12 protein-coding genes and 1 pseudogene are annotated in these 11,998 nt (G+C 70.8%); 8 read left to right on the forward strand and 5 right to left on the reverse strand.

All coding sequences use genetic code 11. The annotated features are described in order from the left end of the window. Window positions 1-291 (reverse strand): annotated as a pseudogene (locus tag ACT6S0_RS23260) (hypothetical protein); the annotation flags it as partial. Window positions 292-473: 182 nt separating this feature from the next. Here ACT6S0_RS23260 and ACT6S0_RS23265 point away from each other — a divergent pair. The 4 genes from ACT6S0_RS23265 (at window position 474) to ACT6S0_RS23280 (ending at window position 3,972) form a co-directional block, all read left to right on the forward strand. Next, window positions 474-776, forward strand: coding sequence for a hypothetical protein (locus ACT6S0_RS23265; protein ID WP_444766137.1), 303 nt, complete (start codon window positions 474-476; stop codon window positions 774-776). A gap of 74 nt (window positions 777-850) precedes the next feature. Then, entirely contained in the window at window positions 851-1,897 is a 1,047-nt protein-coding gene (locus tag ACT6S0_RS23270) for a sensor histidine kinase (protein WP_444766138.1), read from the forward strand. Next, entirely contained in the window at window positions 1,885-2,598 is a 714-nt protein-coding gene (locus tag ACT6S0_RS23275; RefSeq protein WP_444766139.1) for a LytR/AlgR family response regulator transcription factor, read from the forward strand. The genes ACT6S0_RS23270 and ACT6S0_RS23275 overlap by 13 nt, the downstream gene beginning before the upstream one ends. A 180-nt stretch (window positions 2,599-2,778) precedes the next feature. After that, complete coding sequence (locus ACT6S0_RS23280; RefSeq protein WP_444766140.1) at window positions 2,779-3,972, forward strand: acyltransferase family protein; 1,194 nt, start codon at window positions 2,779-2,781, stop codon at window positions 3,970-3,972. A 63-nt stretch (window positions 3,973-4,035) separates the two neighbouring features. On the opposite strand, the gene ACT6S0_RS23285 is transcribed toward ACT6S0_RS23280, so the two are convergent. Together ACT6S0_RS23285 and ACT6S0_RS23290 are read right to left on the reverse strand one after the other, a co-directional pair. Further along, window positions 4,036-4,518, reverse strand: coding sequence for an HPP family protein (locus tag ACT6S0_RS23285; protein ID WP_444766141.1), 483 nt, complete (start codon window positions 4,516-4,518; stop codon window positions 4,036-4,038). A 178-nt stretch (window positions 4,519-4,696) separates the two neighbouring features. Next, window positions 4,697-6,070, reverse strand: coding sequence for a cation:proton antiporter (locus ACT6S0_RS23290; RefSeq protein WP_444766142.1), 1,374 nt, complete (start codon window positions 6,068-6,070; stop codon window positions 4,697-4,699). 206 nt (window positions 6,071-6,276) lie between these two features. On the opposite strand from ACT6S0_RS23290, the gene ACT6S0_RS23295 reads away from it, so the two are divergent. The 4 genes from ACT6S0_RS23295 (at window position 6,277) to ACT6S0_RS23310 (ending at window position 9,406) form a co-directional block, all read left to right on the forward strand. After that, window positions 6,277-6,528, forward strand: a complete 252-nt coding sequence (locus tag ACT6S0_RS23295) for a type II toxin-antitoxin system Phd/YefM family antitoxin (protein ID WP_444766143.1) — start codon at window positions 6,277-6,279, stop codon at window positions 6,526-6,528. After that, the gene (locus ACT6S0_RS23300) at window positions 6,528-7,025 is read left to right on the forward strand and encodes a PIN domain-containing protein (RefSeq protein WP_444766144.1); all 498 of its coding nucleotides are present in this window, start codon (window positions 6,528-6,530) and stop codon (window positions 7,023-7,025) included. The genes ACT6S0_RS23295 and ACT6S0_RS23300 overlap by 1 nt, the downstream gene beginning before the upstream one ends. A gap of 164 nt (window positions 7,026-7,189) precedes the next feature. Further along, entirely contained in the window at window positions 7,190-8,722 is a 1,533-nt protein-coding gene (locus ACT6S0_RS23305; RefSeq protein WP_444766145.1) for a tryptophan halogenase family protein, read from the forward strand. 69 nt (window positions 8,723-8,791) lie between these two features. Then, window positions 8,792-9,406, forward strand: a complete 615-nt coding sequence (locus tag ACT6S0_RS23310; RefSeq protein WP_444766146.1) for a class I SAM-dependent methyltransferase — start codon at window positions 8,792-8,794, stop codon at window positions 9,404-9,406. A gap of 48 nt (window positions 9,407-9,454) precedes the next feature. On the opposite strand, the gene ACT6S0_RS23315 is transcribed toward ACT6S0_RS23310, so the two are convergent. Together ACT6S0_RS23315 and ACT6S0_RS23320 are read right to left on the reverse strand one after the other, a co-directional pair. Continuing rightward, complete coding sequence (locus ACT6S0_RS23315; protein WP_444766147.1) at window positions 9,455-10,666, reverse strand: MFS transporter; 1,212 nt, start codon at window positions 10,664-10,666, stop codon at window positions 9,455-9,457. Window positions 10,667-10,671: 5 nt separating this feature from the next. Next, the coding region (locus ACT6S0_RS23320) for a flavoprotein (protein ID WP_444766148.1) at window positions 10,672-11,998 on the reverse strand (1,327 nt) is incomplete at its 5' end.

Below are 11,998 nucleotides of genomic sequence, written 5' to 3' on the forward strand. Positions count from 1 at the left end.
GCCCAGGTCGAGCCGCACGCCCGCGCGTGCCAGCGGCGCCAGACGTTGCCACAGCGCGCCGGCCAACGGCGGCTGCCAGTGAGACAACGCCGTGCTGTCCACCCTGAGCTGGGTGTCTGCGCTCAGCGCCAGCTCGGCCGGCGGCCTTGGCAGTTCGGTCTCGGCGCCCGACAAGTCGCCGGCAAGCACCAGCCGCCACAGCGGGGCCTCGCCCTCCCAACGCGCGCTGCCCGCGGCATCAAGACCACTCGTGCGAGGCGGGATCAACGGCGCGGACAGGGCGTGGGGCATGGGCCACCATGCTCTGGCGCCAAGCCGCGATGGCGGCCCGGACGCCAGCGCCGCCGTGTGTAGGACGGCGCCCGGTTGTGCGCTGTCGGCGCCTGCTGACATGCGGTCAGGCGGCCGGACGATGGCCGCCTGTCCGCCCGGCGCGGACAGTTGTCGCATGTCATTTGCCCGAGGACCTCGCCATGCCATCCAAGCCCCCGCCCCGCACCGAGGACAGCGGCATCCATGCCGACCGGCCGCGCACCACCGGCGACGCGTCGCGGCCCCTGGGGCCTTCGCTGCCGCATGACCGCGACCAGCAGGCCACGGCCACCAACGCGGCGCCCGACCCGCATATCAAACGGGCCGCGCGAGATCTGAAAGAAGGCCAGGTCGACACCGACCTGCGTGCCACGCCGGGCCTGGATGCCAACCGCCGCGGCGACATGGTGGAGGGCGGCGAACAAGGCGCCGGCAAGCAAAAGCCCAGCCCGGCTGCCGACTGACCCAAGGGACGAACCGCGCGGATGCCGGGGCGGGCGGCGTTCGCGCCTGCCCTGCGGGCGGCTAACCTGCGGGCATGTCCCTGCTGCCGCGCCGCTGGCGCCTGCCCTATGTTGCGTTGCTGATCGTCATCGGCCTGCTGCTGAGCGTATCGGCGCTGCAGGCCTATGACATGGGCGGTGGCGGGCGGCCCTGGGAACCCTTCCTGTGGGAGTTCAGCTCGGTCCTGGTCATCGGCGCGCTGGCTCTCGGCATCCATGCCCTGGTCGGCCGCCTGCGTGGCCTGCCGTGGCAGCGGCAGCTGGTCGCGCATGCGCTGGCGTTGCCCATGTTCAGCGCTCTGCACATCGCCGGCATGTTCGGCCTGCGCTTCGTGGTCTATGGCCTGGTGGGCCTGAGCTATCACCCCGACGAGCTGCCCACGCTGCTGATCTACGAGGGTGGCAAGGACGCGGTCAGCTACATCAGCTTCTGCCTGATCTCGCGCGGCGTGTGGATGGCGCAGGCCGCCGAGCGCGCCCGGCTTGAGTTGGCCGAGCTGCGCCTGGCCCGGCTGGCCGACCAGGTGCAGCCGCACTTCCTGTTCAACACGCTGAACCTGATCTCGTCGGTCATGTACGAGGATGTGCCGCGCGCCGACCGGCTGCTGTGCCAGCTGGCCGACCTGCTGCGCCAGACGCTGGCGGCTCAAGCGCGCGCCGAGCACACGGTGGCCGAGGAGCTGGCCCTGGTGCGACCCTTCCTCGACCTGATGCAGGCCCGCTTCGGCCCGGAGCGCCTGGTCGTGCAGATCGACGCGGATGCCGCCGCGAGCGAGTGCCGGCTGCCGGCGTTGCTGCTGCTCGCACCGGTGGAGAACGCGGTCAAGCACGACGTGGCGCGACACCGTGGCCGGGTGACGGTGAGCGTGCATGCCGAGCGTGTCGGCGAACGGCTGCTTCTGAGCGTCAGCAATCACGGCGATACAGCGGTGCCCGAAGCGCCGCCGGACCCCGAAGGCGGCCTGGGCCTGCGCAATCTGCGCGAGCGGCTGACGGCGCGCTACGGCGGTGCCGCCCACGTCGAGTTCGGCCCCGAGGGCGGCGGCATGCGGTTGCGTGTGGAGCTGCCATGCGGGTGCTGATCGTCGACGACGAGCCCGCCGCGCGCGCCAAGCTGCGCCGGCTGCTCGCGGCCGAGGCGGATGTGGCCGAACTGCTGGAGGCGCCCGACGCGCCGGCGGCATTGGCCCTGGCGACTGCGCTGGCCGCGCCGCCCGACCTGGCCCTGCTGGACATCGAGATGCCCGGCGGCAACGGCGTGCAGCTGGCCGCCGCGCTGCGCGAGGCGGGCGTGCGCTGCGTCGTCTTCTCGACGGCGCATGCCGAGCATGCGCTGCAGGCCTTCGAGCTGGCGGCGCTGGACTATCTGCTCAAGCCCTACACGGCCGAGCGCCTGGCTGCCGCCCTGGCCCGCGTGCGTGAGCAGCTCGCCCGCCCCATTGCACCGGTGGGCGTGCATTGGGTGGATGGTGAGCGCCTGCTGCTGGCCGACGTGCAGTGGCTGAGCGCGGCGGACAACTACATCGAGCTGCACCTGCCGCCGCGCAGCCTGCTGGAGCGCGTCACGCTGGCCGACGCGCTGGCCCGCCCCGGCTGGGCCGCGCGCTTCGTGCGCGTGCACCGCAGCCATGCGGTCAACCCCAGCCACGTCACGCGCATCGAGCGCCTGGGCAGTGGCGAGGCGGTGTTGACGCTGGCCGGCGGCCAGACGCTGCGCGTGTCACGGGGCTACCGAGACGTTCTGGCGCAATTCGTAGTGGGTGCTGCGCCCGCCCGCCCCTGAGCGCTGCAGCGCACCTCCTCCGTCAGCGCGGCGAGGCTGGCCTGGTCGCGCGGCCCCAGGCCCACTGTGGTTGTTGCGGTGAATAGAGGGGGTTCTTCACCCTCGCGGTTGGCCCCAACCCGCATGCCACTCGCCCCAACGTGCTCGCCGTGCGGCGCCTCAGCCGCCAACCTGCCGGCCATGCAAACCCACCGCCTGCCCTTCCTCGACGGCCTGCGCGTCGCCGCCTTCGCGCTGCTGATCCCCTACCACGTCGGCATGTACTACGTGACCTGGGACTGGCATGTGAAGAGCCCGGCCGCCAGCAGCGCGCTGGAGCCCTTCATGCAGCTCAGCTCGCCTTGGCGGCTGGGGCTGCTGTTCCTGATCGCGGGTGCGGCCTGCCAGGGCTTGTTCGCCCGACGTGGCGCGCTCGGCACGCTGAAGGACCGCTCGCTGCGCCTGCTGCTACCCCTCGTCTTCGGCATGGCCGTCATCGTCACGCCGCAGGCCTACTTCGAGGTGCTGACCAAGGTGCCCGCCCAGCTGCCGGGCGACGGCGGCTATCTGGACTTCTGGGCGGCCTACCTGAAAGGCGGCAAGTACTGCCGCGGCGACGACTGCATGGTCGTGCCGACCTGGAACCATCTGTGGTTCCTGCCCTATCTGTGGGTGTATGCCGTGCTGGGCGCCGTGGCGGCGCGCTTCGTCAGCCTGCGCGGCGAACTGCGCCTGCCGTCCTGGGGCTGGCTGCTGCTGCCGGCGCTGCCGCTGGCGCTGCTGCGCGTGGTCGTCATGCCGCACTACCCGAGCACGCACGACCTGGTGCACGACCTCTACAACCACCTGCAGTACGGCCTGCTGTTCGCCATCGGCTGGGCCAGCCGCACGCCGCTGGCTGTCGGCCTGTGGGCCGCGGCGCTGCGGCTGCGCTGGGTCGCGCTGGCCGTCTCGTTGGCGGGTTGGGCGCTGTTGCTGGTCTTCAATGCGCATTACGACGCCCTGAAGCACATCGATGGCGTTCTGCCTGCTGCGCGCACCTTGCGCGGCGCGCTGACCTGGTGGGCCATCGTCGCCGCCTGTGGTTGGGCGCAGCGTGTCTTCACTCGTGAATCGCCGCTGCTGCGCCAGGCGGGGGCGGCGGTGTTCTGCCTCTACATCCTGCACCAGAGCGTCATCGTCTTGCTCAGCCAAACGCTCAAGCCGCTGGCGCTGCCCTGGGGGCTGGAGGCGGTGTTGCTGATCGCGCTGACCTTCGCCGTCTGCGCGCTGGTCTATCTGGGCGCGCGCCGCGTGCCGGGGCTGGCGCTGCTGCTGGGCATCCAGCGCGGCCGCCATGGCGTGTCGGCGCCGGCGCCAGGGTCGGCATCCCTGTCCGCCTCACGGCACGCCTGATGACTCGATTCGCCGCCGCGTCCTCGTCGCCCTGGTCGAACCCATGCGGGCGCCGGTGGTGTGTCAGAGCCAATAGGCCGGATACGTCCGCCGGCAGGCGCGGTGGTAGAGCACCGCCACCACCACCATCACGACCGCGCCGGCCAGCGTCGGGAAGAGCAGGAAACCCCACTTCGGCGCGGCCAGGAACACGATGATGGGGTTGGAGCCCGCAGGCGGATGCAGCGTGCGCGTCAGCATCATCAGTGCTACCGACACGGCCGCGGCCGAGGCGAGCGACCACCACGCCGGCCCGAACAGCAGCAGCGCGGCCATCCCCACCGCCGTGCAGATGAAGTGCCCGCCGATGACGCTGCGCGGCTGGGAGAAATGGATCTCGGGAAAGGTGAACATCATCACCGCGCTGGAGCCGAACGAGCCCAGCAGCAGCATCACCCCGAGGTTGTAGGAACTCAGCGCCAGCACGCCGATGATGGCGAACACCCCTGCGCAGGCGAGGGCGCCGACGCCCAGCGTGTAGCGCGGCGCGCCGAGCGGGGCGGGCAAGTGGAGCGCCCGAGGCACAGGCTCGGTGCGCGCGGCGCCAGGCGCCGCCCTCTCCTGGGGAGCGCGCGGGATCGCGCTGGGTACAAGCTCGCTCATGGTGCGGTGGTGTGACGATGCGGGGCGGGCCGATGGCCGCCCTGCCCCAGACAAGCAGATTCCGCGCCGGTGTTGAAGCCGCTCAGGCCGGGCCGCCTGTCGCGCTGCCGGGGAGGGCACCCAGCTCGCCCGACTCGCGCGCCTTGCGGCCATAGAACAGCTCGAACAGCGGGCTGGCCATCATGGTCGTCACCACCGCCATCAGCACCAGCATCGAGAACAGCGCCGGGCCGATGATGCCCTTCTGCAGGCCGATGTTGATGATGATCAGCTCCATCAGCCCGCGCGAGTTCATCAGTGCGCCGATGCCCAGAGCGGTGCGGTTGTCCTCGCCGGTCATGCGCGCGGCCAGGTAGCAGGCACCGAACTTGGCCAGCACCGAGGCCGCCAGCACGCCCAGCGCGATCAGCAGCAACTCGACCGAATTGATCATGTCCAGCCGCGTGTTCAGGCCGGAGTAGGTGAAGAACATCGGCAGCAGCAGGATCACGGCCAGCGGCTCGACCTTCTTCTTCAGCTCGGCGGCGAACAGGCCGCGCGGCATGACCGCGCCGAGGATGAAGCCGCCGAAGATGGCATGGATGCCGACCGCGTCCATGACGAAGGCCGACAGGCAGAACAGTGCCATCGTGATGCCCAGCACCGTCATGCTCATCTCGCCTTCACGCTCGACGATGCGCCCCAGCGGGGCCAGCAGCCTGCGGCCGAACAGCATGATGAAGGCGGCATAGAGCGCGCCGCCGCCGATGGCCAGCACGGCCACGCCCGGGCCGGCGCCGAAGGCGGCCAGCACCAGGGCCAGCACGCACCAGGACACCGCGTCGTCAAAGGCGCCGGCCGTCAGCGACAGCGTGCCCAGCGAGGTGTGGGCCAGGCCGCGCTCGTTGATGATGCGCGCCAGCATCGGGAAGGCCGTCAGCGCGATGCAGGCGCCCATGAACAGCGTGGCATTGGCCGTGGAGATGCCCTCGGCGAACAGCCCCGGCACGTTCAGCAGCAGCGGCGTGATCAGGAAGGCGATGAAAAAGGGCGCCGCGATGCCGGCAACCGACACGCCGATGGCGCTCCTGGCCTTGGTGGCGAAGTGGTCCAGCCGCAGCGTCGTGCCGACCAGGAACATGTACAGGCCCACGCCGAGCTGCGCGCCGGTGTACAGCACGTTCTTCATCTCCGGCGGGAAGATGGCCGCCTGTGTTTCAGGCGCGAGCAGGCCGAACAGCGAGGGGCCCAGGATGACGCCCGCGATCATCTCGCCCACCACCTGGGGCTGCGCCAGGAACTTGCGCCCGGCCCAGCCGACGATGCGGCAGGCCAGCAGGATGATGGCCAGCTGCAGGAAGAAGTGGACGCTGAAGTCGGCCGGCGAATAGGTCTGCGCGACCGCGGGTGCTGCCGGACCGTGCTTGGCGAACACGTCGCCGAGCAGGCCGAGAAGGTCGATGTTGTCCAAGTTCATGGGTCCTCTTGTTGTCCGCTGCCGCGCGCCAGACCGCTCGAGCGGTTCTGTACAGCGTTGTCTGCGCAGTTTGGTGAAAGCGCTGCCAATTTGCCACTGCACTGTGCCAGCGGGCTTTTCACTGTCCATTGGGTAGAACAGAAACGCGCCTATGTACCTACCTGCGGCTTGCGTGGATGTAGGTACGTAGGTACATTCACGCCCTCATGAAGCTCCTCAGCAGCCGCGACTTCAACCGTGACGTCAGCCTGGCCAAGCGCACCGCGCAGTCGGAGCCCGTGCTCATCACCGACCGCGGCCAGCCCACCCATGTGCTGATGAGCATTGCCGACTACCGCCGGTTGACTGGCGAGGGCGAAAGCATCCTGGAGTTGCTGGCCATGCCCGAGGCCGTGGCCATCGAGGTCGCCGATGCGGCGGCCGACGGGGCCTGGGCTCACCGCGAGCCGCTCGACTGATGTTTTTGCTCGACACCGGCATCGTGCTCGAACTGCGCAAGGCCAAGGCCGGCCAGTCCGACCCGGGCCTGGCCGCCTGGGCCGCCGACATCGCGCGCCAGAAGCTGTTCATGTCGGCGTTGACCCTGCTGGAAATCGAGAGCGCCGCTGCCCGCCTGGGCCGCAAGGACCGCACCGCCGGGCTGGTGGTGCGCGAGTGGATCGACAACCGGGTCATGCTCGCCTTCGAGGGCCGCGTATTGCCCGTGGACGCGGCCGTCGTGCGCCGCCGCGCCCAGCTGCCCTATGCCAACACGCGCGACGGCCTGCTGGCCGCCACGGCCCTCGAGCATGGCCTCACCTTCGTGACCCACCGCGTCTCCGCCTTCCGCGCCGGCCGCGTCAAGCTGCTCAACCCCTCGGGCTATGTCGCACCGCCCAGCGATGAAGACGAGGACTGGAGCCACGGCACCCAGACCGGCCACCAGTGGCTGAAGAACCTCTACGTACGCGCATGACAAACCTGAAGCCCCTCGTCCAAGGCATACCTTGGCCGGTCCCCCGTGGGGACGGCAATGCTCGCGGCATTGAGCCGCTCGCACATCGCCAGGCGGGCCGGCTTGGGAGCGGCCCGGCGCTCGGCCCGAAGACTGAAAGCCGAAAACCGAAGACCGAGGGCTGAATGACGAACAAGCGCCGGATCCTCATCGTCGGCGGCGGCACCGCCGGCTGGTTGACGGCCGCCTGCCTGGCCAAGGCGCTGCGCCTGGCCGAGCGCAGCCAGCTCGAAGTGACCGTGCTGGAGTCGCCGGATATCAGCAGCGTGGGCGTGGGCGAGGGCACCTTCCCCACCATCCGCAGCACGCTGCAATTCCTCGGCATCGACGAGGCGCGCTTCATCCGCGAGACCGCGGCGACGATGAAACAGGGCATCCGCTTCGCTGACTGGGCGCGCGTGCCGGCGGGCGGCGCGCGCCACGAGTTCTTCCATCCCTTCGAGGCGCCCTACTACGCCGAGGACATCAACCTCGTGCCCTACTGGCTGCTGCAGGACGAGGCCACCCGGCCGCCCTTTGCCCAGGCCATGACCATCCAGCACCGTGTGGCCGAGGCCCAGCGCGCGCCCAAGCGCGCCGGCGAGGCGCCCTATGCCGCGCCGCTGAACTACGCCTATCACTTCGATGCGGTGAAGCTGGCCAGGCTGCTGGCCGAGCGCGCCTGCGAGCTCGGCGTGCGCCATGTGCAAGCCACGGTGACCCATGTGGCGCTGGACGCCGCCGGTGCCATTGCCCACCTGGACACCGACCGGCGGGGCCGCTTCGAGTCCGACCTCTACATCGACTGCAGCGGCTTTCGCGCCGAGCTGATCGGCCGCGCGCTGGGCAGTCCCTTCAGGTCGGTGCGCGGCCAGCTCTTCGGCGACCGCGCGCTGGCCTGCAAGATCCCGCTCGGCACCGGGGCCGTGATGGAAAGCGCCACCATCGCCACCGCCCACGAGGCGGGCTGGCTGTGGGAGATCGGCCTCAACGGCGCGCGCGGCGTCGGCTGCGTCTACTCCAGCGACCACCTCAGTGACGACCGCGCCGCCGACATCCTGCGCACCTACTGCGGTGCCGGCAGCGAGGACCTGGCGATGCGCAGCATCCCCTTCGCCCCCGGCTACCGCGAGCAGCAGTGGGTCAAGAACTGCGTCGCCGTCGGCCTGTCGGCCGGTTTCCTGGAGCCGCTGGAGGCCACCGGCCTCGTCCTCATCGAGGCGGCGGTCGGCATGATTGCCGAGATGCTGCCGCACAGCGGGCCCATGCACGCACCCGCGCGCCGCTTCAACGAGCTGATGACGGCTCGCTTCGAGAACATCATCAACTTCCTGAAGCTGCACTACTGCCTCAGCCAGCGCGAGGAGCCCTTCTGGCGTGACAACGCCGCGCCGTCCTCCATCCCCGATCGCCTGGCCGGCCTGCTGGAGGAATGGCAGCTGCGCCCGCCGGGCCGCTTCGACTTGCCTCTGGACACCGAGACCTTCGCCTTCTTCAACTACCAGTACATCCTGTACGGCATGGGTTTCCGCACCGACCTCAGTGCCGGTCGCGACGACTTCACGCAGGTCGAGGAGGCTGACAAGCTGTTCGCCAAGATCCAGCGCTTTGCCGACCGCGCCGTGGCCGACCTGCCCAGCCACCGCGCGCTGATCCAGCAGATCAACGCGGGGCGTTGAACACCGCGCGCAGGGTCACGGGCGCCGCGCGACAGCTGAGCTATAACTGACCCAAACTGCGAGCGCGCGATGAGCAAAACCCACTGGAACACGGTCTACGAAACGAAGGCGCCCGACGCTGTCAGCTGGTATGCGCCGCACTTGGCCGAGTCGCTGATCTACGTCGAACGCACGGGCGCCGGCAAGGCCGCATCCATCATCGATGTCGGCGGCGGGGAGTCGACGCTTGTCGACGACCTGATCGCAGCCGGCTACACCCAGGTGACCGTGCTCGACATTTCGGACAAGGCGCTGGACGTCTGTCGCGGCCGGCTCGCGGAACGTGCCGCGCAAGCCAACTGGCTGGCTGCGGATGTGCTGGAACACCGCTTTGCGGCGCGCTCCATCGATGTCTGGCACGACCGCGCGGTCTTCCATTTCCTGACCGATCCGGTGCAGCGCGACGCCTATGTGCGTCAGGTGATGCACGCACTCAAGCCAGGCGGTTTTGCCATCGTGGGCGCCTTCGGTCCCGAAGGACCGACGCAGTGCAGCGGCCTGCCGGTTGAACGCTATTCACCGGAGGGACTGCATCAAGAGTTCGGCGGAAGGTTCCGGCTCCTGGACCATGGCCTCAGCATGCATCGCACCCCCTGGGGCGCGGCGCAGCAGTTCGTGTATTGCTTCTGCCGCCTGGAGCAGTGAGGGTTGCGCCGGCCCCGGTGCTTCGCCGAGCCAAGCGCAACATCGGCGTCAAGTGGGCCCCTTCGATGGGCATGTGGAGGCAAGGTGCGCGGCAGCGCGCGTCGCGAGCCTGATGAACAGCAAGGCCAGCAGCGCGCTCAGGCCTAGCGCGGCCGAGAACCACAGCACGCGCGGGCCGAACCGGGTCAGCAGCAGGCCGAACAGCCAGGGCGACAGCGCCTGCCCCAGGCGCGCCGGCAGCATCAACAGGCCCTGGCGCTGCCCATAGCCCTGCGGCCCGAACAGCGCCAGTGGCAGCGTGCCCTTGGCGATGGTCAGGATGCCGTTGCCCGCGCCGTGCAGCAGTGCAAACAGCACGGCCGCCGGCGCGCCGACCAGGGCCAGCAGCGCCGCGCCCAGCGGGTGCATCAGCGCCGCGGCACGGGCCGAGTGCAGAGGGTGCAGCCGCTGCAGCAGGCCGAACTCCAGCAACCGCCCGGCCACCTGCGCCGGCCCGACCAGGGCGCCGATGAAGATGACCTGGGCCGGCGCCGTGCCCACGGCAGCCAGCAGCGACGGCAGGTGCGCCGCCATCGCCGTGCTGATGAACCAGGTCACCGCAAACACCCAGGCCAGCAGTCCGGCCATCAGGGCCGACGGCGCGGATGACGGGCCGCCGACAGCGGCGGGGGCGTCGCCCGCTGGCATGACCGGCAGCGCGCTCGACCGCGGCAGCCAGGCGTTCAGCGGCAGGCCGACGACGAGGTGCAGGCCCGCCCAGGCCCAGCAGGCGCCGCGCCAGCCGTAGGCGTGCTCCAGCGCGGCCGTCAGCGGCCAGCCCACCGTGCTGGCAAAGCCGGCGATCAACGTGATGCCGGTGATGGCGCCGCGCGCCTCGTGGCCATAGAGCCGCACCAGCGATGCGAAGGCCGCCTCGTACAGGCCGCTGCCCATCGCCAGGCCCATCACCAGCCAGGCCGCGAACAGCCCGACGGGCCCCGTCGCCAGCGCCATGGCGGCCAGCCCGAGCGCAAACAGCGCGCTCGTCGCCACCAGCACTGGCCGCCCGCCCCAGCGGTCGATGCGCCGGCCGCTGTAGGGGCCGACGATGGCCGAGATGACGAGGGCCACGGAGAAGGCGGCGAACACCGTCGGCTCCGACACGCCCAGCTCGCGCGCCATCGGCCGCGCCAGCAGGGCCGGCAGGTAGTAGGACGAGGCCCAGGCCAGCGTCTGGGCGATGCCCAGCGTCGTGACGACGCGCGTGCGGCCGGCCTGCATCGCCGTCAGCCGCAGCAGCGCGCTGGCATCGCAGCAGGAAGCGGCACCGGCTTGGGTGCGCAGCCGCGCTGGGGTGCGGCCACGGCCGCGGCCTGGGGCTCGGGGCCGCAGCAGCCGCTCCCTGCGGCTTCGGGCGCGGTGCTCAGCGAGCACACGCCGGTCTCGGGCAGCTCCAGCTCCACCCGGTCCGCCGCCGCCAGGTCGCCCGCGATGGCAGCCACCACCGAGCGCGCCTGCTCGAAGCCGGTGGCCATCAGGAAGGTCGGCGCCCGGCCATAGCTCTTCACGCCCACGGTGTAGAAGCCCGGCTCGGGATGCGCCAGCTCGCGGTGGCCATGCGGGCGCACGGTGCCGCAGCTGTGCAGGTTGGGATCGATCAGCGGGCCCAGCGCCTCGGTGGATTCCAGCCACGGGTCGAGCTTGAGGCGCAGCTCGCTCGTCAGCCTCAGGTCGGGCCGCTGGCCGGTGGCGCAGACGATCTCGTCGATGCCGTCGACGACGACGGGCTGCTGCTGCCCATCCAGTCCGCTGACGCGCAGTTGCTCGCCGACGCGCTCGATGCGTGTGATGCGCAGGCCGCTGAAGAACTCCAGCGTGCCACTGTCGCGCAGGCGGCGCAGCGAGGCGCCGAGCGCCCCGCGCGCCGGCAGCGCATCGGCATCGCCGCCGCCGAAGACGCGCTGCAGCGCCGGCGAGCGCACGCCCCAAGCCAGTCGCGTGCCGGGCGACTGCCGGGCCAGCTCGGCCAGGGCCAGCAGCGCGTTCGCGGCCGAGTGCCCGGCGCCGACCACCAGCGTGCGCTGGCCTTCGTAGCGGCTGCGCAGGGCGCCTGCCACATCGGGGATGCCGTAGAAGATGCGGTCGCTGACCTCGGCCTCGCCGATGGCGGGTAGACCGTTGGCGCCGATGGGATTCGGCTGGTTCCAGGTGCCCGTCGCATCGATGACGGCGCGGGCGCGCAGCTCGTGCACCTGGCCGTCCTGCTCGTAGCGCACCAGGAAGGCGGCCTGGTCGCGGCCGGCGCTCTTGACCTTGTCAAAGCCCTCGCGGCTGACCGCCAGCACGCGGGCGCCGAGCTGGATGAAGGGCGCGACCTGGGGCAGTGCGGCAAAGGGCTGCAGCACCTGCAGGGCGATTTCACCGGCGCGCGGCAGCTCGGCGGCCGGCGGCGCCGTCCAGCCGGTCGATGCCAACAGCCGGGCCATGGCGTGATCGATGTCGTACTGCCAGGGCGAGAACAGCTGCACATGGCCGTAGTCCAGCTGGTTGGCGCCGACCTGCGCGCCGGCCTCCAGCGCGACGAAGGGCAGGCCGCGCTCGACGAGCTGGGCC

It is taken from the genome of Roseateles sp. (assembly GCF_052436255.1).
Classification (GTDB): Bacteria; Pseudomonadota; Gammaproteobacteria; order Burkholderiales; family Burkholderiaceae_C; genus Pelomonas.